23 protein-coding genes and 2 pseudogenes are annotated in these 25,283 nt (G+C 70.9%); 7 read left to right on the forward strand and 18 right to left on the reverse strand.

What is annotated here, in order from left to right:
• Window positions 1-14: 14 nt before the first annotated feature.
• From M2157_RS03015 to adhP, 3 genes are all read right to left on the reverse strand, one after another.
• Window positions 15-1,028 carry a 2-hydroxyacid dehydrogenase gene (locus M2157_RS03015; RefSeq protein WP_280864308.1) on the reverse strand — a complete coding sequence of 338 codons (1,014 nt, stop codon included), beginning with the start codon at window positions 1,026-1,028 and terminating at the stop codon, window positions 15-17.
• 19 nt (window positions 1,029-1,047) lie between these two features.
• On the reverse strand, window positions 1,048-1,473 hold the full coding sequence (locus tag M2157_RS03020; protein ID WP_280860201.1) for a DUF1003 domain-containing protein: 426 nt from the start codon (window positions 1,471-1,473) through the stop codon (window positions 1,048-1,050).
• 509 nt (window positions 1,474-1,982) lie between these two features.
• Window positions 1,983-2,993, reverse strand: coding sequence for an alcohol dehydrogenase AdhP (gene adhP, locus M2157_RS03025; protein WP_280864309.1), 1,011 nt, complete (start codon window positions 2,991-2,993; stop codon window positions 1,983-1,985).
• Window positions 2,994-3,582: 589 nt separating this feature from the next.
• On the opposite strand from adhP, the gene M2157_RS03030 reads away from it, so the two are divergent.
• The 3 genes and pseudogenes from M2157_RS03030 to M2157_RS03040 form a co-directional block, all read left to right on the forward strand.
• Window positions 3,583-4,281 (forward strand): response regulator transcription factor, encoded by a 699-nt coding sequence (locus M2157_RS03030; RefSeq protein ID WP_280860203.1) that lies wholly within the window; start codon window positions 3,583-3,585, stop codon window positions 4,279-4,281.
• Between the two features lie 126 nt (window positions 4,282-4,407).
• The gene (gap, locus tag M2157_RS03035; protein ID WP_280860204.1) at window positions 4,408-5,436 is read left to right on the forward strand and encodes a type I glyceraldehyde-3-phosphate dehydrogenase; all 1,029 of its coding nucleotides are present in this window, start codon (window positions 4,408-4,410) and stop codon (window positions 5,434-5,436) included.
• A gap of 141 nt (window positions 5,437-5,577) precedes the next feature.
• Window positions 5,578-5,759, forward strand: a pseudogene (locus tag M2157_RS03040) (DUF4389 domain-containing protein); the annotation flags it as partial.
• A 198-nt stretch (window positions 5,760-5,957) separates the two neighbouring features.
• Here the strand turns inward: M2157_RS03040 and pflA are convergent.
• From pflA to M2157_RS03080, 8 genes are all read right to left on the reverse strand, one after another.
• The gene (pflA, locus tag M2157_RS03045; protein ID WP_280864310.1) at window positions 5,958-6,707 is read right to left on the reverse strand and encodes a pyruvate formate-lyase-activating protein; all 750 of its coding nucleotides are present in this window, start codon (window positions 6,705-6,707) and stop codon (window positions 5,958-5,960) included.
• Window positions 6,704-8,965, reverse strand: a complete 2,262-nt coding sequence (gene pflB, locus M2157_RS03050) for a formate C-acetyltransferase (protein WP_280864311.1) — start codon at window positions 8,963-8,965, stop codon at window positions 6,704-6,706. The genes pflA and pflB overlap by 4 nt, the downstream gene beginning before the upstream one ends.
• Window positions 8,966-9,196: 231 nt before the next feature.
• Complete coding sequence (locus M2157_RS03055) at window positions 9,197-9,817, reverse strand: hypothetical protein (RefSeq protein ID WP_280864312.1); 621 nt, start codon at window positions 9,815-9,817, stop codon at window positions 9,197-9,199.
• A 289-nt stretch (window positions 9,818-10,106) separates the two neighbouring features.
• Complete coding sequence (locus tag M2157_RS03060; protein WP_280860208.1) at window positions 10,107-10,937, reverse strand: universal stress protein; 831 nt, start codon at window positions 10,935-10,937, stop codon at window positions 10,107-10,109.
• A gap of 153 nt (window positions 10,938-11,090) precedes the next feature.
• Window positions 11,091-11,531 carry a pyridoxamine 5'-phosphate oxidase family protein gene (locus M2157_RS03065; RefSeq protein ID WP_280864313.1) on the reverse strand — a complete coding sequence of 147 codons (441 nt, stop codon included), beginning with the start codon at window positions 11,529-11,531 and terminating at the stop codon, window positions 11,091-11,093.
• Window positions 11,532-12,305: 774 nt separating this feature from the next.
• A complete protein-coding gene (locus tag M2157_RS03070) occupies window positions 12,306-13,229 on the reverse strand; it encodes a carbamate kinase (protein ID WP_280864314.1) in 924 nt (307 codons plus the stop codon).
• A 155-nt stretch (window positions 13,230-13,384) separates the two neighbouring features.
• Complete coding sequence (locus tag M2157_RS03075; RefSeq protein ID WP_280864315.1) at window positions 13,385-14,293, reverse strand: universal stress protein; 909 nt, start codon at window positions 14,291-14,293, stop codon at window positions 13,385-13,387.
• Window positions 14,294-14,377: 84 nt separating this feature from the next.
• The gene (locus M2157_RS03080) at window positions 14,378-14,578 is read right to left on the reverse strand and encodes a hypothetical protein (protein WP_280860212.1); all 201 of its coding nucleotides are present in this window, start codon (window positions 14,576-14,578) and stop codon (window positions 14,378-14,380) included.
• 194 nt (window positions 14,579-14,772) lie between these two features.
• Here M2157_RS03080 and M2157_RS03085 point away from each other — a divergent pair, with 194 nt between their 5' ends.
• The 3 genes and pseudogenes from M2157_RS03085 to M2157_RS03095 all read left to right on the forward strand — a co-directional run bounded on the left by M2157_RS03085 (window position 14,773) and on the right by M2157_RS03095 (window position 16,511).
• Window positions 14,773-15,237, forward strand: a complete 465-nt coding sequence (locus tag M2157_RS03085; protein WP_280860213.1) for a cyclic nucleotide-binding domain-containing protein — start codon at window positions 14,773-14,775, stop codon at window positions 15,235-15,237.
• Window positions 15,238-15,313: 76 nt separating this feature from the next.
• Window positions 15,314-15,714, forward strand: a pseudogene (locus tag M2157_RS03090) (BON domain-containing protein).
• Between the two features lie 113 nt (window positions 15,715-15,827).
• Entirely contained in the window at window positions 15,828-16,511 is a 684-nt protein-coding gene (locus tag M2157_RS03095; RefSeq protein WP_280864316.1) for a universal stress protein, read from the forward strand.
• Between the two features lie 69 nt (window positions 16,512-16,580).
• On the opposite strand, the gene M2157_RS03100 is transcribed toward M2157_RS03095, so the two are convergent.
• The 3 genes from M2157_RS03100 to M2157_RS03110 form a co-directional block, all read right to left on the reverse strand.
• A complete protein-coding gene (locus tag M2157_RS03100) occupies window positions 16,581-17,078 on the reverse strand; it encodes a flavodoxin domain-containing protein (protein ID WP_280864317.1) in 498 nt (165 codons plus the stop codon).
• 379 nt (window positions 17,079-17,457) lie between these two features.
• A complete protein-coding gene (locus M2157_RS03105; protein ID WP_280864318.1) occupies window positions 17,458-18,354 on the reverse strand; it encodes a universal stress protein in 897 nt (298 codons plus the stop codon).
• A gap of 26 nt (window positions 18,355-18,380) precedes the next feature.
• On the reverse strand, window positions 18,381-19,286 hold the full coding sequence (locus tag M2157_RS03110; protein WP_280864319.1) for a universal stress protein: 906 nt from the start codon (window positions 19,284-19,286) through the stop codon (window positions 18,381-18,383).
• Between the two features lie 251 nt (window positions 19,287-19,537).
• On the opposite strand from M2157_RS03110, the gene sulP reads away from it, so the two are divergent.
• A complete protein-coding gene (gene sulP / locus M2157_RS03115) occupies window positions 19,538-21,250 on the forward strand; it encodes a sulfate permease (protein ID WP_280864320.1) in 1,713 nt (570 codons plus the stop codon).
• Here the strand turns inward: sulP and M2157_RS03120 are convergent.
• From M2157_RS03120 to M2157_RS03135, 4 genes are all read right to left on the reverse strand, one after another.
• Window positions 21,244-21,609 (reverse strand): helix-turn-helix domain-containing protein, encoded by a 366-nt coding sequence (locus M2157_RS03120; protein WP_280864322.1) that lies wholly within the window; start codon window positions 21,607-21,609, stop codon window positions 21,244-21,246. The genes sulP and M2157_RS03120 overlap by 7 nt on opposite strands.
• Before the next feature lie 138 nt (window positions 21,610-21,747).
• Complete coding sequence (locus M2157_RS03125; protein WP_280860221.1) at window positions 21,748-22,767, reverse strand: dihydrodipicolinate synthase family protein; 1,020 nt, start codon at window positions 22,765-22,767, stop codon at window positions 21,748-21,750.
• Window positions 22,768-22,787: 20 nt separating this feature from the next.
• Window positions 22,788-24,293: an NAD-dependent succinate-semialdehyde dehydrogenase gene (locus M2157_RS03130; protein WP_280864323.1), complete on the reverse strand. Its 1,506-nt coding sequence runs from the start codon at window positions 24,291-24,293 to the stop codon at window positions 22,788-22,790.
• The gene (locus M2157_RS03135; protein WP_280864324.1) at window positions 24,290-25,270 is read right to left on the reverse strand and encodes an NAD(P)-binding domain-containing protein; all 981 of its coding nucleotides are present in this window, start codon (window positions 25,268-25,270) and stop codon (window positions 24,290-24,292) included. The genes M2157_RS03130 and M2157_RS03135 overlap by 4 nt, the downstream gene beginning before the upstream one ends.
• Window positions 25,271-25,283 lie beyond the last annotated feature (13 nt).

The following is a 25,283-nucleotide window of genomic DNA, read 5'->3' on the forward strand; positions in this document are numbered from 1 at the left end:
CTGGGTCCGGCGCCTCAGGCGGCGGGCGACCGGACGAGCGTGTTGTCGCCGGTTCGGCCGGCGAAGTAGTCCGCGACATTGGCCACCGTCGTCTCGGCGATCTGGCCGACGGCGTCCCGGGTGAAGTACGCCTGGTGCGAGGTGACCAGGACGTTGTTGAAGGTCATCAGCCGCGCGAGGCGTTCGTCGGTCATCACTTCCAGGGACTTGTCGAGGAAGAACACTCCGGCCTCCTCCTCGTACACGTCCAGGCCGACGCCGCTGAGCCGCCCCGCGCGCAGGGTTTCCAGCAGGGCGTCGGTGTCCACGAGGCCGCCGCGGCTGGAGTTGACCAGAAGCGCGTCGTCCTTCATCAGCCCCAGGGCACGCGCGTCGAGGAGGTGGTGGGTGTCCGGCAACAGTGGCACGTGCAGGCTGACCAGGTCCGCCTCGGCGAACAGCCGCTCCCGCTCGACGTACTGCATGCCCAGGGCCAGGCAGTCCGGGTTTTCGGCGAGGTCCCAGCCCAGCAGCCGCATCCCGAAGCCGTGGGCGATGCGCGCGAACGCGGCCCCGATCTTGCCGGTGCCCACCACACCGGCCGTTCGGCCGTGCAGGTCGCGGCCCATCAGCCCGTCGAGTCGGAAGTCGAACTCCCGGGTGCGGTGCGCGGCGCGAACGATCCGCCGGTCGACGGCGAGCGCCAGGGCCCAGGCGAACTCGGCGACCGAGTAGGGCGAGTAGGACGACACCCGGGCCACCGTCAGGCCGATTTCCCCGGCCACGGTCAGGTCGATGTTGTTGTAGCCGGTGGCCCGCTGGGCGATCATCTTCGTGCCGCCCGTGGCCAGGGCGCGCAGGACCTCGGCGTCGAGGGTGTCGTTGACGCTGGTGAGCACGATCTCGTGCCCGGCTGCGGTGGGGGCCGTGTCGCGATTGAGGAAGAGTCCCAGACAGCGCAGTTCATGCCGGCCCGCGAACTCGCGTGTGAATGCGCCGTGCAGCAGCGGCTCCTCGTCCGCGAGGACGCCGTATGCGATGGCCTCCACGTGTTCTCTCCTTCTGGAATCAGAGGTCCTGGGGGTCGACCGGCGTCCCACGCTGCTCGAGGTCCATGCCCGCCTTGCTCTGCGCGATGATCTCCTGCACGTGCTGCTCGATCTGCTGAGGGTCGAGGCCCAGTGCCTTTCCTATATGAACCGACCACACCTCGGAGCGCAGGTTGGTCTCGAAGTCCAGATCGGCGCGTACGTTCTCGCGTGCCGCCTGCCGGTTCTGGCTGACCATGACGAACGTCGACAGGAAAATCGCTTCCAAGCTCACGATCATGGTGAGCAGCCCAAAGGGATACGGGTCGAAGATCTCTGCTTTCCCGAGCAGGCCCTCGTTCAGCACGATCCAAACCGTGAACCAGAGAGCGTGCAGGTAGACGAATCGCATCGTCCCCGCGAACGAGGTGATCGCGTCGGCGACACGGTCCTGCGAGGTGCGCATCCGTGCCTGCCGGACACGCTCGTGGGGAACGCGGACGGCAGCGCGCCGAGGACGGCTCCGGCCCGCGGAAGCGGGGCTGCTCTCACCGGCGGAGCCCGGCTTCACGCCCTCCATCCGTCGTCCTTTCGATCGGTGCCCGGTGGTTTGGTGACCGGGGTCCGCTCCCAGCGTGACAGCAGGGAAGCATGTCATGCGGGCCGCATCGGGACGGCACGGGGACGTTCGGCCCAGCCGGCTCCCGCGAAGAGCGCCGGCTCAGTGGCGCGCACGGGGCGGGCAGACGGGCGGGCAGGTGAATCCGACTCCCGAGCGTGGCGTCGGTCTTCTCGTCGCCGCTCCGAGGTGAAGTGGCTGCCGGAGCCGCACGAACGCGGCCTGCCGGCAACCGTCCGGCTGACCGGTCCGCTCGCCGCGGACGAAGGGCAGCGGCCCTGAGGGGCTGCCGGGACCGGGTCTGCCCGCGGGCGCTGAACCCGGTCGGCGCCCGGTCGGCGGCCGGCGGGAGCGGGTCACGTCTCGAAGACGATGCGTGCCTTGATCTGTCCGTCGAGGACTTCGGCGATGGAGTCGTTGACGGTGTGCAGCGGCCGGGTTTCGTAGATGACCTTGGTGCGTCCGGCGGCGTGGAGCTGGAAGACCTCGTCGAGGTCCTGGCGAGTGCCGACGATGGAGCCGATGACGGAGGTGCCGTTCAGAACGGTGTCGAAGATCGGCAACTGGATGGTTCCGCCGGCGGGCAGCGCGACCATGACCAGTTTGCCGCCGCGCCGCAGTCCGCCGTAGACGGAGGCGAACGCCTGCTCGTTGACGGCGAGCGCGATGGCGGCGTGGGCACCGCCGTGCTGCTTGAGCACCTTCGCCGGGTCTTCCTTGCGGGCGTCGATGAGGATGTCGGCGCCGAGCTCGCGGGCGAGGTCGAGCTTGTCGTCGGTGACGTCGATCGCGGCGACGGTGGCGCCGGCGATCTTCGCGTACTGCACGGCCAGGTGGCCGAGCCCGCCGATGCCGGAGATCGCCACCAGCTGGGTGGGACGGACACCGGCGACCTTGAGGGCCTTGTACGTGGTCACGCCGGCGCAGGTCAGCGGGGCGGCGTCGCGCGGGTCGATGCCGTCGGGGACCAGAGCGGCGAAGTCGGCCGGGGCGAGCATCTTCTCGGCGTAGCCGCCGTCCACGCCGTAGCCGGTGTTGATCTGCTGCTCGCACAGGGTCTCCCAGCCGGACAGGCAGTGCTCGCACCGCCCGCAGGCCCAGCCCAGCCAGGGCACGGCCACCCGCTGTCCGATCTCCAGGTGGGTCACGCCCTCGCCGAGGGCCTCGACGAGGCCGACGCCCTCATGGCCGGGCACGAAGGGCGGGGTGGGCTTGACAGGCCAGTCGCCGTGCGCGGCGTGGATGTCGGTGTGGCACAGCCCGGACGCCTCCACGCGGATGCGGACCTGGCCGGGGCCGGGCTCCGGATCCGGCCGTTCCTCGATCACCAGCGGCTGGCCGAAGGATCGGACGACTGCTGCCTTCATCACATGCTCCTCAAGGGCTGACTGTGCGGTGCAGTGCGGTGCGGTGCGAATTCAGCGTCGGCTCCGTCCCGGCGCGGCGGCAGGTCCTGGACGTCCTCGGAGAGGGGGCCGATCGGCCCCGAGCAACGCGGAGACGGACCCCTTGAGCCGAGCGGGGCGCGCCGACGCGGGATGCCTCCTGCTGATCCGACGCCATCTGGGACGGCCGCGCGGGCCGGGAACACGGGAGAGCGCCCGGCGTCGCCGACCACCACACCACGCCCGCCTCTCGCGGCGGTCGGTGCGACGTCGGAGGCGTGCCCCCAGGCCGACCACGCGCATGACCGAGACCTGGAGATGTTGCCCGCTCCCATGGATTCGAGCCTGCCGAGCAGATCCACTGCCCGGCCGCTGCCGGTCCGCGTAGGCGATCCGCTCGGGCCCCCGGGGGAAGGCGGGGCGCAGAAGTCGGTAGGGCCGAACGGCCCTGGCCCTTTGGCCCCGGATCGCGCAAGATCTGCAATAGGCAAGGACTGGTTACACCCCGTGGGCGACAGCCCGGTGCAGAACCCGGTGCAGGATTCAGACAGCGCAGAACAAGGAGCATCCAATGGCGGACGGCGCGCAGCCCGGCCCGGACAACCCGATCCGGGTCTTCCTGCTGGACGACCACGAGGTGGTACGGCGCGGGGTGCACGACCTGCTGAACGACGAGCCGGACATCACCGTCGTCGGCGAGGCCGCCACTGTCGAGCAGGCCCTGATCCGCGTGCCCGCGCTGCGCCCGCAGGTGGCCGTGCTCGACGTCCGCCTGCCCGACGGCGACGGCGTGACCGTGTGCCGCGAACTGCGCTCGCAGATGCCGGAGTTGGCCTGCCTGATGCTGACCTCGTTCGACGACGAGGAAGCCCTGCTGGACTCGATCATGGCGGGGGCGTCCGGGTACGTCCTGAAGCAGATCAAGGGCTCGGACCTTGTCTCGGCCGTCCGCACGGTCGCCGCCGGCCAGTCCCTGCTCGACCCCAGCGCCACCGCCAGGCTGATGGCCCGGCTGCGCCAGGGCCAGGAGCCGGAACCCGAGCCCGACGCCCTCCCCGGTCTGACGGACCGGGAGCGGGAGATCCTGGCCCTGATCGGCGAGGGACTGACCAACCGCCAGATCGGCCAGCGGCTCTACCTCGCGGAGAAGACGGTGAAGAACCACATCTCCCGGCTGCTGGCCAAGCTCGGTGTGGAGCGGCGCATCCAGGCCGCGGTCATCGCCACCCAGGCCCAGGCCCAGGACCGGGCCAAGCCACAGGGGCGCTGAAGCCCGCGGCGAGCCGCTGGACCGAACGTCCCCCCGGCTCGTCCCCGTCCGGCCCAAGCACGATCCCGTCCCCGGCCAGCAGGCTGGCAGCGACACGGACGCGGATCGATCGGGAGGACGACGGACATGGGCGTGCGCGTGGGAATCAACGGCTTCGGCCGCATCGGACGCAACTACCTGCGGCTCGTGCTGGAGCGCGCGGAGACAGCGGCCGGCACACCGGTCGAGGTGGTGGCGGTCAACGACCTCACCTCCCCGGCGGCGCTCGCCCATCTGCTGGAGTACGACTCGACGTACGGCAGGCTGCACCGCACGGTCGAGCACGACGGCACCTCGATCACGGTCGACGGCCACCGCATCGCCGTGACCGCCGAGCGCGACCCCGCCGCCCTGGACTGGGCCGGCCTCGGCGTGGACGTCGTCATCGAGTCCACCGGACGCTTCCGCAGCCGCGAGGACGCCGGACTGCATCTGAAGGGCGGCGCCCGCAAGGTGCTGCTGTCCGTGCCGGGCAAGGGAGTTGACGCCACCATCGTCATGGGCGTCAACGAGGCCACCTACGACCCGGACAGCGACCACGTCGTCTCGAACGCCTCGTGCACCACCAACTGCGTGGCCCCGATGGTGAAGGTCCTCGACGACGCCTTCGGCATCGACAAGGGCCTGATGACCACCATCCACGGCTACACCAACGACCAGGTCGTCCTGGACGGCCCGCACAAGGACCTGCGGCGGGGCCGCACGGCCGCGGTGAACATCATCCCGACCAGCACAGGAGCGGCCCGTGCGGTGGGCCTGGTCCTGCCGGAGCTGGCCGGCACCCTCGACGGCCTCGCGGTCCGCGTTCCCGTCGAGGACGGCTCCCTGACCGACCTGACCCTCCTACTCGACCGGGAGGTGACCGTCGACGAGATCAACGCCGCCTTCCGGGAGGCAGCCGACGGGCCTCTGAAGGGCATCCTGCGGGTGTCCGACGCCCCGATCGTCTCCCGCGACGTCGTCGGCGACCCCGCCTCCTGCGTCTTCGACGCCCCGCTCACCCAGGCCCACGGGAACCTGGTCAAGGTGTTCGGCTGGTACGACAACGAGTGGGGCTACACCAACCGGCTCCTCGACCTCACCGAGTACGTCGTCGCCCGGCTCCCCCTGGGCTGACCGACGAGTGCTGATCACGGGGGCGTCGTCGCTGCTCCGGGCAGCGGGTGCGGGCCCTCACACGGCGGGGCGGCAGTGCCCATGAGAAGCGGCCGGATGGCCGCCCCGTCGCACCATCCGTCGCTCTGACGGAACGAAGCCGACTTCGACCTCGGTGTCCTGCGCGGGAGTTGGCGCGTCGCCTACTACTCGTACGGCGCCCTGGGCACCGACCGCTACCCGCGCCCTTCAGCCTGGGCGAGGAACCCGACTACCCGGCCCGGCTGGACATCGACCACCCCACACACCTCTCTCGCGGCCTGGTGCTGGTGAAGTGGTGGCTGCCGGCCACCAGCTGGTGGCCCACCGCGGCTCTGGTCGGGGCCGCAAGTGGGCTTGTTCTCAAGGCGATCTGGTTCGACGCATGGCTCAGTGTCGGCGTGCTGTTGGATGTCGGCGTCCTCGTGGCCGTGCCCTGTACTTGGCCGGCATCCCGGTACTGAGCACGTGCAGCAGCCCGGGGTTCCGGGCCGCTCAGCGCGTCACACCGCCCGCAGGCAGTGCTCACGGAACTGCTCGCGCACCCGCTCCGTCAGGTCCGGATCCGGCGTGGGTGTGTCGCGCAGCGGGAAGGGGATGCCGAGCGCGTCGTACTTGTGGGCGCCTAGCTTGTGGAACGGCAGGACGTCCACCCGGTCGACGTTGCCCAGCCCGGCGAGGAACCCGGCGAGGCCGTCGACGGCCGCCGGGTCGTCGGTCCAGCCGGGCACGAGGACGTAGCGAATCCACACCGGGACGCCGAGCCGGTCCAGGCGGGTGGCGAAGTCGAGGGTCGGGGAAAGGTCGCCGCCGGTCAGCCTCCGGTAGGTCCGGCCGTCGAAGGACTTGATGTCCAGCAGGACCAGGTCGGTGTCGGCGAGCAGCTCGTCGGTGGCGCGGGCGCCGAGGAAACCGGAGGTGTCCAGGGCGGTGTGCAGACCGAGTTCCTTGCAGCGGCGGAAGACCGAGGCCGTGAACTCGGGCTGCAGCAGGGCCTCGCCGCCGGTGAGCGTCACTCCCCCCCCGCCGGCGACGGTGATGAAGGGCCGGTACTTCTCGATCTCGGCCATCACCTCGTCGACCGTGGTCTGTTTCCCGTCGCGCATGTGCCAGGTGTCGGGGTTGGCGCAGTACAGGCAGCGCAGGGGGCAGCCGCTGAGGAACAGCACGAACCGGGTCCCGGGACCGTCCACTCCCGTGGACAGGTCCCAGGAGTGGATCCGGCCCGTCACCGGTGCGACCGAGGTGCTCACAGCGATCCGTGGAAGGTACGGCTGATCACGTCGAGCTGCTGCTCGCGGGTCAGGCGGACGAAGTTGACGGCGTACCCCGAGACCCGGATCGTCAACTCCGGGTACTTCTCCGGGTGTTCCATGGCGTCCTCCAGGGTCGCCCGGTCCAGGACGTTGACGTTCATGTGGAAGCCGCCCGAGGCCGTATAGGCGTCGAGGATGCCCACCAGGTGGCCCGGCCGCTCGTCGGGGTGGTGCCCCAGCCCCTCCGGGGTGATCGTCGTGGTCAGCGAGATGCCGTCCCGGGCCTCCTCGTAGGGCAGCTTCGCCACCGACAGCGCGGAGGCGGCCACTCCGTGCCGGTCACGGCCGTTCATCGGGTTGGCGCCGGGCGCGAAGGGCTGTCCGGCACGCCGGCCGTCGGGGGTGTTGCCCGTGTGCTTGCCGTACACCACGTTGGAGGTGATGGTCAGCACCGACTGGGTGTGCTCGGCGTTACGGTAGGTGGGGTGGCAACGGACCTTCGCCATGAAGGACTTCACGAGGTCGACGGCGATGGAGTCGACACGGTCGTCGTTGTTGCCGTACGCCGGGAAGTCGCCCTCGATCTCGTAGTCGACGGCCAGGCCCGTGTCGTCCCGGATCACCTTCACCCGGCCGTACTTGACGGCGGAGAGGCTGTCGGCGGCCACCGAGAGTCCGGCGATACCGCAGGCCATGTAGCGATACACCGGGTGGTTGTGCAGCGCCATCTCGATGCGTTCGTAGGCGTACTTGTCGTGCATGTAGTGGATGACGTTGAGGGTGTTGACGTAGGTGGCCGCCAGCCAGTCCAGCATGCGGTCGTACGCGGCCGACAGCTCCCCGTACTCCAGGTACTCACCGGTCAGCGCGGGCGCCTCGGGCGCGATCTGCTCGCCGGTCATCTCGTCGCGGCCGCCGTTGATCGCGTACAGCAGCGCCTTGGCGAGGTTGACGCGGGCCCCGAAGAACTGCATCTGCCGGCCCACCGTCATCGCCGAGACGCAGCAGGCGATCGCGGTGTCGTCGCCGGTGCGCGGGCGCATCAGGTCGTCGGACTCGTACTGCACGGCGCTGGTGTCGATGGACACCCGGGCGCAGAACTCCTTGAAGCCGTAGGGCAGTTGGGGTGACCACAGCACGGTCAGGTTGGGCTCGGGGGCCGGGCCGAGGTTGTACAGCGTCTGCAGGAAGCGGAAGGACGTGCGGGTGACGAGTGTGCGCCCGTCACCTCCCATGCCGCCGATGGACTCGGTCACCCAGGTCGGGTCGCCGGAGAACAGCGCGTCGTACTCCGGGGTGCGCAGGAACCGTACGATCCGCAGCTTGATCACGAAGTCGTCGATCAGCTCCTGGGCGCGGGTCTCGTCGAGGGTCCCCTCGTCCAGGTCCCGCTGCACGTAGACGTCCAGGAACGTGGAGGTGCGGCCAAGCGACATCGCGGCGCCGTTCTGCTCCTTCACCGCCGCCAGGAAGCCGAGGTAGAGCCACTGCACGGCCTCGTGGGCGGTGACGGCCGGGCGGGAGACGTCGCAGCCGTACGAGGCCGCCATCGCCGTCAGTTCGCCCAGCGCCCGGATCTGCTCGGCCAGTTCCTCACGGTCGCGGATGACGTCCGGGCTGGAGAGCCGCGCGTCCAGCAGGGCGCGCTCGGCCCGCTTGGACTCGATCAGCCGGTCCGTGCCGTACAGCGCGACCCGACGGTAGTCGCCGATGATCCGGCCGCGGCCGTAGGCGTCCGGCAGGCCGGTGATGATCCCGGCCTTGCGGGCCGCACGCATCTCAGGCGTGTAGGCGTCGAAGACACCGTCGTTGTGGGTCTTGCGGTAGGTGCCGAAGACACGGGTGACGAAGGGGTCGGCCCGGTAGCCGTACGCCTTCAGACTGTTCTCGACCATCCGCAGACCGCCGTTGGGCATGATGGCCCGCCGCAGCGGGGCATCGGTCTGCAGGCCGACGATCAGCTCCCGGTCGCGGTCGATGTAGCCCGGCCGGTGCGAGGTGATGGTGGACGGGTGGCCCGGGTCGACGTCGAGGATTCCCTTGCGCCGCTCCTCGGGGAACAGACGAGCGACCTTGTGCCAGACGGCGAGGGTGCGTTCGGTCGGACCGACCAGGAACGTCGAGTCGCCCTCGTACGGCGTGTAGTTGGCCTGGATGAAGTCGCGTACGTCGATGCGGTCGCGCCAGCGCAAGCCGGCGAAGCCGCGCCATGCCTCGGTTGCCGCCCGGGCACCAGTTGTCGCCGTTGCCGTCATCGCCGGTCTCTCCCTCGCTCTGCACGTGGAACTTCTTCGCTTTTGATGCTCGTCGCTCGCGATGCCTACGAGGAGGGCCTGTCGGAGTTCCTGGGGCTCGCCATCGGTCCCTCGTCTGCTGGGCCGTTGGGCCCGGTCGGGCCCCCGGCATCGCCCGGCTGCCTGAAAACGAACGACCGGGGCACCTCCGCCCGTCGGCGGAGGTGCCCCGCTCCTGTGAGCGCGCGGCCCTCAGAGCAGCCAGCGGTTACGGCTGACCAACGGCAGCCGCGCCCACGCCTTGCCCAGTCCCCAGGTGGCGCCTGCGCCCGCGACCGCCAGCGCGATCAGGACGATGGCGTAGATGAGGTGGTAGTCGGCGAACGGGTTGGTCGACATGCTCACCGAGCCGTCGGACAGGTGCTTGGCCGGCGGCCACTCGGCGATCCACATCAGCGCCATCATGCCGGTGCCGGCGACCGCGGCGAGCCGCAGCGCGATGCCGGAGACGAGGGCGAGGCCAATGCCGAGCAGGCCGAGCATGAACAGCCAGTCCGCCCAGGCGGCCCCGGCCCAGTCGTGGAAGGTGGACTCCATCGGGCCGGCGGCGACCCCGCCGAGGAAGCCCTTGGTGGGCGAGCCGCCGTCGATCCAGCTTTTGCCGGAACCGGTGGCGTAACCGAGGCCGAAGGTCTTGTCCAGGAACGCCCACAGGAAGACGAACCCGGTCAGGATCCGGAGCCCGGCGAACATGTACGCCCGGGTCGCCGTCGCGGTGGCGGTCGTCTCGCCGGCGGCGGGAGCCGTCCCGGCCCTGCGCAGGGACGGGAAGCGGAATCCCGTATGACGCTGGGGGTGGTCGTGCACTGTCATGATGCTCATCCCTTTCGAGGGGTATGACGCGCAGGATGTCGGGCGACTCTCGTCGCACCTTCAATGTCCCGCGTCGTCGACGCCCGTCGGAGGGGCTGCAGGGCCCGGACCGCGGGCCGAACGGCCCGCTGTCCGGGCCCCATTGGCATCGGTCAGCCGTCCCAGGACAGTCGGCGACCTCAGGCAGGTCGGTGCCGTGGACGCTTGCGGGTCGGGGTTCGGTCTGAGGTGCACGCGGGGCCGTACCTCCCCACACTCACCCGCCCCGGCGGATCCACTGTGCCTGTCTTCAGGTCGTCGGCACCAGCACCACAGGGCAGTGGGAGTGGTGCAGAAGGACATGCCCGACCGGGCCGAGTGGTGGACCGGGCCGGCCCGCGCGCCGGTGTGTGCCGATGACCACGACGTCCGCCTCGCGGGTGCCCGCCAGCAGGGCGTGGGCCGGGCCGGTGCGGACCGTGCAGCTGTCGACCTCGACCCCGGGGTACTCCTCCCGCAGCCGGGCGATACCCAAGCGCGGCACGGCTTCTTCCGCACGGTCGCTTTGGGCCTGGCGTTGCCGGCCAGGACTCGTCGCGGCCACCAGCGAGGCCAGTTCCGGCGAGGTGTGCCGGTGTGTCGCGCAGTGCACGACACGCAGCCGGGCCCCACGCCGGGACGCCTCCTGGAAGGCATAGGCAGCAGCGGCCTCATCGGCGTCGCTCTCCAGGCCGAGCAGCACCGCGCGCCCCTCGTCGTGAGGGTGATCCCCGCGGGCGACCAGCAGCGGACCGTGCACGTGCCCGGTCAGGCGCCGGCTCACGGATCCGGCCAGCAGGCCGGAGACACCGCCGAACCCCCGGGTGCCCACGACGGTGAGGGCCGCACTCTCGCTTTCCCGTGCCAGCGCCCGCACGGCGCCGCCCTCCACGGCCCTGGTCTCCACCAGCAGACCGGCATGGCGCTCGTGGACCCGCGAGGCGGCCGATGCCAGAACCGGCCCCGCCTCGTCCCGGTCGGCCACGGCGTACACGATGCGCAACGCGGCGCCGCGGCGCACCGCCTCCTCGGCAGCCCGGTCCAAGGCCAGTACGGCGACCAATGAGCCGTCCACTCCAACAGCCACATGATGCTCAGTCATTGTCCTGTTCCCTTCTGCTCCACGGAGATGCTCGTCGTCCGCGGACGCCGCGGGCAGAGGCCGCCGGAACCCGGCGGCGTGCCGTATGGCCCCATCTCGTCGGGCCGTACGGCTCCGGCCGACGAGAAGCAACAGGAAAAGGGAGGAGGACCTTCAGGCGGGGAGATCTACCCCGTACAGGGTTCGTCCGGCGACGAGCTCCCGTCCGGTGACCAGTTCGGCCTCGATGCGGACGAAGACCTCCTGCGGCGCGGGTACCCAGGAGGCCGGGCCGGTGCGGGCCAGGCGTTCATGCTCGGCCGGGTCGGTCACCACTGTGGCCGTGCCCGTGACGACAACGCTCCAGCCGGAGTGGCGGGCCACATCGACGTCGTCGGCCTCGAAGGCGACCACCGTGTCGTCGATCGCGCGGACCAGTTCCGAGGCTGCGGAGGTACGCAGCAGGACCGTGCCGTCGCCGTCCAGGGTGAAGTTGATCGGCAGCACGGCGGGCAGGGCGCGGCGCGTGTAGACAATGCGGCCGATGGACGCCTTGGCCATCAGCCGCAGGCACTCCTGCCGCCCGAGTTCGCGGAAACCGTCATTGGGGTCCATCAGCCAGCCCGTCTCTCACCTGGTACAGCGGCATTGCGTTCCTCCACCCTGCGCCGGACGAGGCCCGAGGATGAGGGGCCATGGGTCCCTGCCGAGACGGAGAACGACCCGCGCAGCACCACGGTCGATGGGCCGCACGGCCGGCCTGTCCGCGGTGTTCGGGGAATGCTCGGCCGCGTCGCTACGCCTGACGGGCCTCGCGGGACCGGGCGGGTGGGCCGATCGGCCCACCCGCGGCGCGCCTTGCCTGTCTCCTCGGACCAGGTCCGGTTCGCGTCGGTGAAACCACCGTCGTGGAGCTGGGTGGGCGAGATCGACATCTTCACTGCGCCGTCCCTCAGGGCCCGGCTGGAGGACCTCGCCGCCGGCCGGCACCCGATCCGGTCCTGGACTTGCGTACCACGGCCTTCATCGACCGCACCTGCTTGGCGTCGCCAGTCCGCTGGACAGACGCCGACGAGACCCCGTCGAGCCGCCGACTCCCACGGAAGCGCCCGTCGGAGCCGGCGCCCTGGCCACCGGGGCCGCGCACGCCTTCGGCGCCGGAGCCCTCGCGCGGTAGGACTCGACCGGCGGCGTATCGGGCAGTGGGGCAGGGCGTGGGACCTGGCCAGCCCGCAGCGGGGACACAGGACCGGTTGATCCACGCTGAGCCACGGAAACTCAGACAGGCCGTACGGGCACACGAGTGGCCCGCCTCCGTAGTAACCCCGATCGCTGCGAAGGCGGGGGGAAGAACCGTTCCGGCGCCCCACCCCTTCGCGTCGGCGGCTCTCAGCCGACGGCCAGGTCAGAGCGCACGAGGGTCCCCGACCGCCCGTGGACGATCTCGTACGCGGCGTCGAGGGCGCCGATGGCGGCCAGCCCGCCCGTGCGTTCGACGAACCGGGCGGCGGCCTCCGTCTTGGGGCCCATCGAGTCCTCGGGGAAGGGGCCGCGCCGCAGATCGTCGGGGGTGACGTCGAGGACGGACTGCTGGTGCCGGGTGCCGTAGTCGGCGTAGACGTTCGGTACGTCGGTGAGGATGAGCAGGAAGTCGGCCTTGAGTTCCTCGGCGAGCAGGGCGGCCGTGAGGTCCTTGTCGACGACCGCCTCGACCCCGGTCAGCGCGCCGGTGTCGTGGTCGGCGGTGACGGGAACGCCTCCGCCGCCGGCGCAGATGACCAGCGCGCCGCAGGTGAGCAGGTCATGGATGGTCTCGGTCTCCACGATCCCCTCAGGCGTGGGTGAGGCGACGACCTGACGCCACCCGGTGGCGTCCTTGGCGATGTGCCAGCCCCGCCTTCGCGCGAGGGAGTGGGCGACGTCCCGGGGATACACGGGGCCGACGCGCTTCGTGGGCCGCGCGAACGCCGGATCGTCGCCCCGTACCAGGGTGTGGGTGACGAGTGCGGCGATCTTGCGTCCGGGAAGCGTGTCGTGCAGGGCCCGGACCAGAAGCGAGCCGATCAGGCCCTCGGTCTGGGCGCCGAGCAGGTCGAGCGGGAAGGGAGCGGTCAGGACCGGGTCGGCCGCGCTCTCCATGGCGAGCAGGCCGATCTGCGGCTCGTTGCCATGGGTGATGACGATCTCGTGTTCGAGGGCGAGGGCGGCGACGGCAGTGGCCACCCGGTCGACGTTCGCCTGCTGTATGGCCGCGTCGGGGCGATCACCCCGGCGCAGCAGGGCGTTGCCGCCGAGGGCGATGACGATGCGCACGGTTCAGTCCTCCAGTGTGGCGACCAGCACGGCCTTGGTGGTGTGCATTCCGTTGTCGGTGAGCTCCGGCCCGTCGAGGCCGCAGGTGTCGAGCAGTTCACGGTCCGGGCGTGCGGTGGTCGGGCGGCGCCGATGGGGGCATCGTGGGGACCGGTTCAGGTGTGCGGTACGACGGCGACGGGGCAGCGGACATGGTGCAGCGCCGCGTGCGTCACGGGACCGATGTGCGTGCCGAGGTGGCCGTCCCGGATGCGGCGCCCCACGACGACGAGGGAGGCACCGGACGACGCGCGCACCAGCGCGGTGGCCGCCCTGTCTTCGGAGACGGTCTCGGTCACGGAGACCTCGGGGAACTTCTCGCACCACGGACGCAGCGTCGCGACGACGGCGCGTTCCTGCACCGCCAGAAACTCCGGCCCTGCCCCTGTGACCGCGTGCAGGTCGGCGCCGTCGGATGACGGAACGCTGAAGGCGTGGATCACGCGCAGTGCGGCGCCGTAGCGCCCGGCGAACTCGAAGGCGAACTCGATCAGCTCGTCGCAGGGGCGCCGGGTGTCCAGCCCCAGGACGACATCGCGGTACGGGGTTCCGGGAATCTCCTCCGGCGAGACGCCGTCGGACACCGGAAGGTGTTCGTCGGCGGCGGCCTCGCCCGCCCGGACGAGCACCACCGGGCGCACCGACCTGGCCACGACCCGCTGGGACACGGATCCGACCAGGAAGCCCGCGACACCGCCGAGCCCGCGGGAGCCCAGCACCAGCAACCGTGCCTCCTCGGGCGCAGCGAGCAGGGCGTCGACCGCTGAGCCGGACACCAACTGCTCGACGATCCGCAGCCCCGGGTGTGCGGCCCGGACGCTGCCGGACGCTCGGTCCAGGGTCTGCTGGGCCCATTCGCGCTCGCTCGTGCCCATGGGTACGGCGGCGGCCGGGCGGGGATGCCAGGCCCACGCGTGCACCAGCCTCAACGGGGCTCCGCGACGCAGGGCCTCCCGGGCCGCCCAGTGTGCGGCCGCCAGGCTCTCGGTGGAACCGTCGACTCCTGCGGTGACGTGCTGAAGCATGCTGCCTGCCTCCTCCGTTTGAGCCTGTGTGCTCTTCTGGGTCGAGCGTTGTCCAGGAACGGCCTTGTGCGGCGCTTCTCCGGTTCAGTGCCGTACCAGGCTCCGGACGGGTCCGTGGGACGCCTCGCTCATCCGCGTGGTCGTCGGCCGGTGCCCGATGTCGCGCCGCTGGGCCCGTAGCGTCAGCGCGTCGAGCGCGGCGCTGAGCACGAAGGTGACCGCCGTAGAGATCACCAGGAGGACGGCGAACAGCCGCCAGAACTCCGGGGTCGGTGACGTACCCACGATGAGCACCCCCTTCCAACGGGTTGTCTCTCGTCTTCATCGAACCGCCCCGGCCCGTTCCCGGGCCAGGGGCCCTTGGGCTCTCACGGGGTACCGGGCGGCCCGGCAATGGGGCCGGGTGGCCCATGGCCCAGGAGCAGGCACGGGAACACGCTGGACATGGCAGGTTCGTACGCTCTGACTGGAGGCACGTCATGAACGCTCCCGCCACGGCCGGCATGCTGCGGGCACTGCCGGCCGAGCACCGTCATCGGTTGATGCGCTTCGCCCGGGAGGTGTCGTTCCCGCAGGGCGCCCGCCTCTTCGAGGAAGGCGGCAAGGCGGATCGGTTCTGGATCATCCGTACCGGCACCGTCGCCCTGGACATGCACGTGCCCGGCCGCCGCGCGGCCGTCATCGAGACCCTCGACCACAACCAACTCCTCGGCTGGTCCTGGCTGTTCGCCCCGCACAGCTGGCATATGGGCGCCGAGGCGACCAGCCCGGTGCGCGCCTACGAGTTCGACGCCACCGCAGTCCGCTCGATGTGCCGGGACGACCCCGCGCTCGGCGCGAGCGTCGCCCAGTGGGTGGGGAACGTCCTCGCTCACCGCCTGCGCTCGTCCCGCGCCCGGTTGCTGGACCTGTACGCCCCCTACGGCAGCGGCAGCCTCCTGTGATCGCGCCGAGTCGAAGTGACAGCGCCAGGGGAGGCGTCATGTACGGCACTCCGCCTTCAAGGAGATCGTGCGGATGATGCACGACTGGAAGGTCAGCGCCCTGCCCGTCCTGAAGGGCGAGGGCCGTGTCGTCGGGGTGGTGTCCGAGGCCGACCTGTTGCCCAAGGAGGAGTTCCGCGACAGCGACCCCGACCCCCCGGGGGCCCCCATCACCCAGCTGCGCCGGCTGTCCGACCTCGCGAAGGCCGGCGCGGTGACCATGGCGCACGCGAAGTCCGTCGCGAGGTGGTGTCGTACCTCTTCCCCACCCCGGCGTCATCCGCACGCGTCTCGGTCCGGGACGGTGTCGTGACGCTCAGCGGCCATATCCGGGATGCGTCCCTGGTGCCCGTGGCAGCACGGCTGATCCGGGCCGTCGAGGGGGTCGTGGACGTGGAGTTCCCGTCGAGTCACACCGAGGATGCCTCACCGTCGTGAACCGCCCCTCAGGGGACGTTGAAACATCGCGGCGCAGTACTCACGACGTCGGTGCACGCCGGCAGGCATGCGCAAGGCTGGTGGCGTCCCGTCGCGGGGAAAGGCGGACTGCCGTGGAACAAGTGATCATTGCCTCCATCGACCCGTCGGCGCTCAGCCGGAACGCGGTCGATTGGGCCGCGCACGAAGCACGGCTGCGCGGTCTGCCGCTTCGCGTGGTCCCCGGCCCACCGCACGACGTGAGCGATGCAAAGATGATCGTGTGCGGCCTGCGCCCGGAGGATGTCGCCGACTCTCGAACGGCCTGCCCGTCCCTTCCCGCAGACGTCGAAGCCGCGGGCCGGCCGCTCGTGTTCGTCCAGGAGGACCTGTACGGCGGGTGCCGCTCCGAGGGGGTTGCGCTCGGCGTGGACGCCCGCGACCCCGCGGCCGCGGCGATCGACTTCGCCTTCGAGAGCGCCCGGATTCGAGGCTCACGCCTGCACGCTGTCCACGCCTGGTCGCTTCCCGCCGACGCCGCCGAACTGCCCTTCGCCATACCGGAGAAGGACCGGGCCGCCTGGGAGGACCAGGAGGTGCAGCAGCTCACCGATGCGCTGCGGCCGTGGCGCGAGAAACATCCGGAGGTGCCGGTGCTCGAGGACGTCGTCCTGCTCGCGCCGGCGCAGGCCCTGCTCCACTGCTCCGCGGGTGCCGCACTGGTCGTGGTGGGCAGGAGGCCCGACGCCGAGTGGGGGTGCGTGGTTCGGTCCTTGTTGCGAGAGGCCACATGCCCCGTAGCTGTGGTGCCGTCGTAGGCACGGTTGTGCGGCGACCCCGGTGCCGGGCACCGGGGTCTGGGTGAAACGGAGCATTCCGGCCCGCCTCTATGTGCGCGTCAGCTCGTCGGCGACATGTGCAGCCCACGTCTCGATCGCGGTGAAGTCCCGGAAGTCCCCGCCCTTTCCATTGCGGACGATCATCCGTGCCACCCATCCCTTCGCACCCTCCTCCAGAGAGCCTCCGAAGGTGACGTGCTCCCTGGCGTCGAGCTCGACCATGGCCTTCTGCACTCCGGGCACGGGCGGGATCTCCCGCTCCGAGGCGGAGGCGTCGAGCGGGCCGCTGCTGAACAGCCACAGCGGGCGTTCGGCCAGGGCGTGGCGGTGCCGGCGGAGGAACCGGCGCGCGTGCTTCTGCCAGCGCCCGGCGTACAGTCCGCCGCCGACCACCACCGCCTCGTACGACGCGACCGACGCGACCGACTGGGCCGGGAGGGCCTCGACCGTCAGCCCGCTCTTGCGCAGGACGTCGGCGATCGTTTCGGCGATCTGCGCTGTAGATCCGTTCGTGGTTCCGTAGGTGACCAACACGGTGCCGGTCATGGCGGTACGCCTCCTCTCACATCCTGCGCAGCCAGTCGTCGGCCACGCCGTCGATCCGCGCGATCGCGGAACTCCTCCAAACCTCTTGTCATTTCGAGCATCCGGCGGATCGGGGAGTAGTCCCATGGGCTGTCCGGGGGCAACATGAGGGCCGGTCGGCCCAACATGTCGCCGGTCGTCCCCGGCCCGGACGCGGGAGGCATGCCTGACGGCGCACGTTCAGGTGCTCCGCTGCTTGGTGGTCGCGCACCGCGAGGTGCCCGCCGCCGGTGCTCGGACCGCCGGCCAGGCCGTCACCGACCGGCGACGAGCGCCCGCCGCGCGATCTGCGGACCTGAGTCCCCGACCACGCGGCGCGTCTGTGAGCCGGTCACCGTCATCACGCCTGCTGCGGTACGACGGCGACGGGGCAGGCGGAGTGGTGCAGCGCCGTGTGGGCGATCCGGCCGAGCTGGAGCCCGAGATGCCCCTCGCGGCGCCGGGCACCGACGACCAGCAGGTCGGCCTCTCGCGAGGCGGCCAAGAGCACCCGGCGGGCATGACCCTCGACGGTCCGCCGGCACACATCGATGTCCGCCGGGACGTCCCGCAACGCCGCTTCCAGATCCTCGACCGCCCGCTCCTCGTGCAGGCGGGCGGGTTCGCCGGACATGAGCGGATGGTCGGTGGATTCATGCGCGGGGCACCGCCACGCGCGAACGGCCTCCAGAGGCACCCCGCGTCGCCGTGCCTCCCCGACGGCGAACCTGACGGCTTCCGACTCCTTCACGTCCTCGCCGACGCCCACGACGACGCGGCGGCGTACCGGGGCTGTCGCCTGGTTGTCGTGGCTGCCGCGCAGCACGATCACCGGGCAGTCGGCATGGGCGGCAACAGCCAGGCTGACGGAGCCGAGCAGCATCTCGGCGATGCCGCTGCGGCCGCGGGTGCCCACGACCAGCGCCGAGGCGTTCCGCCCCTCGCGCACCAGGGCGTACTCCGGCTCCTCGAACACCACGTCCGCGGTCACCTTCAGATCCGGATGCCGGACACGTGCCCGCTCGGCGGCCGCGCCGGCAACGTCCTGGGCCAACGGCAGAGCGGTCGGCTTGCCGATGTCACGGGCGAGTGCGGCACCCTCGTACCGCTCCCACAGGCAGGCGTACACCACCCGCAGCGGCACCCCGCGCAGCACGGCCTCGTCGGAGGCCCAGTCGACGGCCCGCAGGCTCGGCTCGGAACCGTCCACGCCCACGACCAAGGGCCCGCCGAGGGCTCGTTCCACCGCTGCGTTCATGATCTCGACTCCTTCGGGGGATGCGTTCAGTCGTGCGCGACGACGGCGACGGGGGCGGTGGCGTGGTGCAGTACGGCGTGCGTGACGGATCCGATGTGTGCGCCGATCGGGCTGCGACGGATCCTGCGGCCGACGACGACCAGCGATGCGTCGCGGGAGGCGTCGATGATGTGGTTGGCAGGGCTTCCGGACCGGGACTCCTCGGCGACCTCGACGTCCGGGTACTTCTGCCGCCAGGGGCGCAGCACCTCGGTCAGCGCGGCAGCCTCCTGTCGGCCCAGTTCGGCGTTGAGCTCGGGGTCGGCGGGCAGGCCGTAGGCGGAGTAGAGCGGAAGGTTCCAGCCGTGCACGACCCTCAGCGAGGTACCGCGGCGGGAGGCCTCCTCGAAGGCGAAAGCGATCACCGTGGCATGGGGGTGGCCGGTGTCGAGGCCGAGCACCACGGGCCGGTACGCGGTGGCGGCGGACGGGATGCCCGCGGGATCCGTCTCGTGCTCGTCGGCTGCCTGCTCTCCGGCCCGCACCAGGACGACGGGGGTCTCCGTGTCCGCGATCACGGCCATGCCCACGGATCCGACGAGGAATCCCCCGATCCCGCTCAGCCCGCGCGAGCCGAGGACCAGCAGCTCGGCGCCCTTCGCCGCCCCGGCCAGCGCATCCGCCGGCCTGCCGGGAATCTGCTCCACGTCCACATGCACGCCGGGATGGCGCAGGCGCAGTCCCTCGGCCGTCTCCCGCGGAATTCGCTCGCTCCAGTGCGCTTGCGTCTCGGCCCCCAGGAGCGGGGCCTGTGCCATGGGCTCCGGGGCGGGTTCCCAGACGTGCACCAGCCGCAGCGGCAGTCCGCGCAGCTTCGCCTCGCGGGCCGCCCACTCGGCGGCGGCGCGGCTCTCGGACGAGCCGTCGAGGCCCACGGTGACGTTGCGGGACATGTTGTCCACCTCCTGGTAGGGGTTCCGACTCCAGAGTGGCGACGAGAAGAGACCGGGTGCAGAGACCGCAGGTCCCCGGTCGGGGGCCGACAGGCCCCATCGGCCGATGGGGTCCGCGCCGGCGCAGGGCCCGGAGAACACCTACGGAAGCGAGGATCCGGTCTGCAGGAGCAGCGTCCGCGGGCCGTTCGGCATCTCGAGGCCGTCCAGGGCCCCGGAGAATCATGAGATCCTTCGGCCCGAGGAGGATCATGTCCCAGAGCTCGGTCGGCAGTGCTCGCATGTGGCGCCGTCTCGTGCCCGGGCTCGCTGCGCTGCTCGGCTATCGGCGCTCGTGGCTGAAGGGCGACGTCCTGGCCGGAGTGACGGTGGCCGCGTATCTCGTGCCCCAGGTGATGGCATACGCGGGCGTGGCCGGCCTGCCGCCGGTCGCCGGACTGTGGGCGATCCTGCCCGCGCTCGCCCTGTACGCCCTGCTGGGCTCCTCCCGACTCCTTTCGGTCGGCCCCGAGTCGACGACCGCGCTGATGACGGCGACAGTGGTCGGTCCGTTGGCCGCAGGAGATCCGGCGCGTTACGCGACGCTGGCGGCCACGCTCGCGATCGCGGTCGGTCTGTTGTGCGTGGTGGCATGGGCGGCGCGGCTCGGCTTCGTCGCGGACCTGCTGTCCCGGCCGGTGCTGATCGGGTATCTGGCGGGCGTCGCACTGATCATGATCGTGGACCAGCTCCCCAAACTCACCGGTGTCCGGACGACAGGCTCGGCATTCTTCACTCAACTGTGGTCCTTTGCAGGGAACTTGCCGCGGATCCACCTGGCCACGGTGTTGTTCTCCGTCGCGGCGCTCGGGGTCCTCTTCACGGTGGCCCACCTCTTCCGCACCGTTCCCGGTCCCCTGCTCGTCGTGGTGTTCGGCACGGCCGCGGTGTCCGTCTTCGACCTCGACGGCCGATACGGCATCAAGGTGATCGGCGATGTCCCCTCGGGCCTGCCCACCGTGGCTGTGCCGGACCTGACCGAGTTGCCGCACCTGGTGCTCCCGGCCTTGGGTGTCCTCCTGGTCGGCTACACGGATTTCATCCTCACCGCGCGGGCCTTCACCAAGCGCGACGACGGGGACTCCCGGCTCGACCCCAACCAGGAGTTCCTCGCACTGGGCGCCGCCAACCTCGGCGCGGGCACGCTGCACGGCTTCCCGGTCAGCAGCAGTGCCAGCCGTACCGCGCTGGCCTCCTCAGCCGGCGGTCGCAGCCAGGCGTACTCGCTGGTGGCCGGCGCGGCTGTCCTGTCGGTCCTGCTCTTCCTGAGCCCCCTGCTGTCTCGCACGCCAACGGCAGTCCTCGGCGCGCTCGTCGTCTACGCGGCGGTCCGCATGATCGACCTGGCGGGCTTCCGACGGCTGGCGTCCTTCCGCCGCCGGGAACTCCTTCTGGCGCTCGGCTGCCTGGCCGGGGTCCTCGCCCTCGACATCCTGTACGGCGTGCTGGTCGCTGTCGGTCTGTCCGTGGCCGAACTGCTCACCCGGGTGGCCCGCCCGCACGACGCCGTCGAGGGCCTGGTGCCCGGCGTGGCCGGCATGCACGACATCGACGACTACCCGCAGGCCCGCACCATCCCCGGCCTGCTCGTATACCGCTACGACTCCCCTCTCTTCTTCGCCAACGCCGAGAACTTCCGCCGCCGGGCCCTGGCCGCCGTCGACGAACAGACCGAACCGGTCCGCTGGTTCGTCCTCAACACCGAGGCCAATGTGGAGGTCGACATCACCGCTTTGGACGCGGTCGACGAACTCCGCCGCGAGCTCGCCCACCGCGGCATCGTCTTCGCCCTCGCCCGCGTCAAGCAGGACCTGCTGGACGACCTGACGGCGTACGGCTTGGCGGACACCGTCGGCAGCGAGCGGATCTTCCCGACCCTGCCCACGGCCGTGACCGCTTACCGGACGTGGAGCGGCGATCAGTAGGCCGCCGGGGAGCCGTCCTGCACAGCGCCACGCTTGCCAGGGCGCCTGATGTCGCCGCTCACCCACGTCGGTTGCAGCGGACAGGGCCGAAGGACCGAGGGCGTGGAGCCCGGCAAGGGGTGTCGGCAGTGGAGGTCGGAGAGCGCCGTACCGAGAAGCAGACCGTGCTCGGAGACGGCGCGGAAGGGAGGCTCCTTGCTGGGCGTACGGTCGTGGATGGTCCGTGGAGCGACCTGGGCGCGCTCGCAGACGGCCGCGATGGTGAAAGCGTCGTACCCGCCCTCCCAAGTCGATGGGGCGACTGACCGGGCGCGCGAGACGGCCTCGCCGCACAGGTCGGACTGTCGCCTTCGCTCCATCCTCCGATAGACGGCCGGACGTCGGCGGAGACGGTCGACAGGGCGACCGTCAGTCAAGGCTCATGCACCAGGGGGCGTCCGCCGCAAAAAGACGTCAGGTCGATCACCTCGCGTGGGGGGCACCGCAGCCTCCGCGGCTCAGGCCGGGTTGCGGCCGATGAAGAACTCGCGGAAAGGGTCCATGCTCGGTTCGAGACCGGCGTCGACGAGGCCCTTGCGCAGGGCGTTCATCTGGGCGTCGTGGATGCGCTGGGTGGGCATGCGCAGCGGGCCGCCGTTGTAGCCCTGGAGCCAGCCCTGGAACTTCCATGCCTGGCGGTTGATGAAGGCGCCGCCGTGCAGGGCCGGGGCGAGCCCTCCCTTGATCTTGCGGGCCGGGTGGAGCTGCCAGTAGATCTCGGCGGCGTCGTCGTACTTGCCCTCCCGCAGCAGCTGGAAGACGCGCGGGATCATCGGGCCGTAGTACTCGTGGTCGCTGGTGGCGGAGAACTGGAGCGGCATGATCTGCGACAGCGGGATCAACTCCCCCTCGATGGGCATCGAGATGACGACCTCGTCACCGAAGTGACGGTGGCACTCGATGACGCTCTGGATGCTGGGGAAGCCGCCCTCGGCCTTGATGGCGACGATGTTGGGGCAGTCGTCGAGCAGGCGACGGATCAGGTGTACGGGGATGTCGGAGGGGTGGATGCGCGGGCTGAAGCCCCACAGGTACATCGGGAAGAGCATGACACCGAGGTTCGTCGCGTCGCAGACGGCCTTGGTGTAGTCGTAGATCTCCTGCTCGGACTCGGGGTAGAAGTTCGGCGGGTACGACAGCAGCACCAGTTCGGCGCCCGCCTCCTCCGCGCCCTTCACGGCCTCGATGTTCTGCTCCAGGTTGTTCCAGCTGGCGTGGTGGGTGAGCAGCAGCCGGTCGCCGGCCTCGTCCTTGATGACGCGCAGGAAGTCCAGGTACTCGGGGAGCTGGATGGAGACCTCCGAGACGCCGAGGGTGCCCATGAAGCCGTGCTCGATGGCGAGGCGGGTGTCGTGGCGGATCGCCTTCTCGTTGATCGCCGTCAGGTCGGCCGTGAAGGACGGGATCGTGCAGTTGACGACGCCGACGAGGTTCTCGCGCGCCCAGTCGCGGGCTTCGGCGCGGGTGTAGCGGGCCATGGTGCGCTCCTTGCAGGTGATCAGGTGGATTCGTGGGCGGAGGCGGGGGTCTTCGCGCCTTCCCAGGCGAGGTACTTGAGCTCCAGGAACTCGTCGAGGCCGTAGACCGAGCCCTCGCGGCCGACGCCGGACTGCTTGACCCCGCCGAAGGGGGCGGTCTCGTTGGAGATCAGACCGGTGTTGATGCCGACCATGCCCGCTTCCAGGGCGGCGGCGACGCGCCAGATGCGCTCGGCGTCCTTGGCGAACAGGTAGGCGGCCAAGCCGAATTCGGTGTCGTTGGCCATGCGGACCGCGTCGCTCTCCTCGGTGAACCGCAGCAAAGGGGTGACCGGGCCGAAGGTCTCCTCGCGGGTGACGGCCATCTCGGCGGTGACGCCGGTCAGCACGGTCGGCTCGTAGAACAGGCCGCCTCGTGCGTGGCGCCTGCCGCCGTGCAGGACCACGGCCCCGTGGGCAACGGCGTCGGCGACGTGGGACTCCACCTTCGCCACCGCGTCCTCGTCGATGAGCGGGCCCTGCTGGACGCCCTCGTCGAAGCCGTCGCCGACGGCGAGGGCGCAGACCCGCTCGGCGAGTCTCTTCGCGAACGCGTCGTGGATCCCGTCCTGCACGTAGACACGGTTGGCGCTGATGCACGCCTGGCCGGTGTTGCGGTACTTGGTGGCGATCAGGCCCTCGACCGCCTCGTCGAGGTCGGCGTCGTCGAAGACGAGGACGGGCGCGTTGCCGCCCAGCTCCATCGACGTCTTCTTCACGGTCTGCGCCGCCTGGGCCAGCAGCAGCCTGCCGACCTCGGTGGAGCCCGTGAAGGTGATCTTGCGGACCAGAGGGTTGCCCGTCAGCTCGGGGCCGATCTCGCGCGGGTCACCGGTGACCACGTTGAACACGCCCGCCGGGATGCCCGCCCGGTCGGCGAGTTCGGCGAGCGCCAGGGCGGTCAGCGGGGTCTGCTCGGCGGGCTTGAGGACCATCGTGCAGCCCGCGGCCAGCGCGGGTCCCGCCTTGCGGGTGATCATCGCGGCGGGGAAGTTCCACGGGGTGATCGCCGCGCACACGCCGACCGGCTCCTTCAGGACGACGATCCTGCGCGATGCCTCCGGCGCCTCCATGACGTCACCCCGGATGCGCTTGGCCTCTTCGGCGAACCACTCCAGGAACGACGCCGCGTACGCGACCTCGCCGACGGCCTCCGCATACGGCTTGCCCTCCTCCAGGACGATCAGCCGGGCGAGGTCCTCGGCGTGCTCGGTGACCAGGTCGAACCAGCGCCGCAGGAGCCGGGACCGCTCCTTGGCCGGGCGTGCTCGCCAGGCCGGCAGCGCGTGGTGCGCCGCCTCGATCGCCGCGGTGGTCCAAGTGCGGTCCAGGAGCGGCACTTCGGCCAGCAGGTCGCCGGTGGACGGGTTGTGTACGGCGAGGGTGGCGTCGGTGGTGATCCAGGTGCCGTCGACGTAGGCGGCGCTCTTCAGCAGGGACGGGTCGTCGAGTTCTCTGCGCACGGCATTGCTCACGGGGTCGCTCATTTCGAGACCGGGGAGATGGTGACGGGCAGTTCGGTGCCCAGGGACAGTTCTGCGGCCCGCCGGACGCACATCGCGGCGACGGCGAGATCCTGCGCCGCCGAGCCGACGGACTTGTAGATCACGACCGCGGCGGGGTCGTCCGCCGGTCGGCCGGACGCGCGACCGGAGACGACGTCGGCGAGCGGGACCACCTTTCCGGCGAGGTCGACGCCCGCCTTCCTCGCCGCGATCAGGTCCCCCGTGTCCTCGGTGACCTCGTCGGCCATGTCGGCGACGATCATCTCGGCGCGGGCGATCACCTCGGTCGACAGTTCGCGCTGCTCGGGAAGGGTGGATCCGATCGACACGACCGTGACGCCGGCCGGGACCTCCCGCAGGGTCGGCTGCTCGTCGCGGGAGCGGGCCGCGCAGATCACCAGGTCGGCATCGGCGACGGCCGCCTCGGGGCTCTCCGCGGTGGCGAGCGGCAGCCCGAGATCGGCGAGTTCCCGGGTGAAGCGGGTGCGGCTGGCCGGGTTGGGGCTGAACACCGTGACGGACGACAGCGTGCGGGTCGCCGCCAGTGCCCGGACGTGGTTCTGCGCCTCGAAGCCGGATCCGATCACAGCCACGCGCAGGGGGCCGGCGGGGGCGAGCAGGTCGGCGGCGAGCGCCGAGGTGGCGGCGGTACGGAAACCGGTGATGGAGTGACCGTCCAGAAGTGCCGTCAGCTCCATGCTCTCCTGGTCGAACAAAGGGATCAGATACGAGGCACGCCGGTGCCGCGGTGAGGCGGCGATCAGCTTGGCCCCCATGGGACCGCCGTCGCCGGGCACACCGCTGAGCGTGCGCAGCCACAGGCCGTCTCCGCGAGCCATCGTGCGCGACGGGAAGCGGGACTCGTCGGGCGGTGCGGCGTAGGCGCTGCGCAGCGCCGCGATGGCATGGGCCCAGTCGAAGGCGGCTCTGACGTCGGCGTCGGTGAGAAAGACGGTCATCTCGGGGCTCCGT

The organism is Streptomyces sp. SAI-127, assembly GCF_029894425.1.
In the GTDB taxonomy this organism is placed as follows: Bacteria; Actinomycetota; Actinomycetes; order Streptomycetales; family Streptomycetaceae; genus Streptomyces.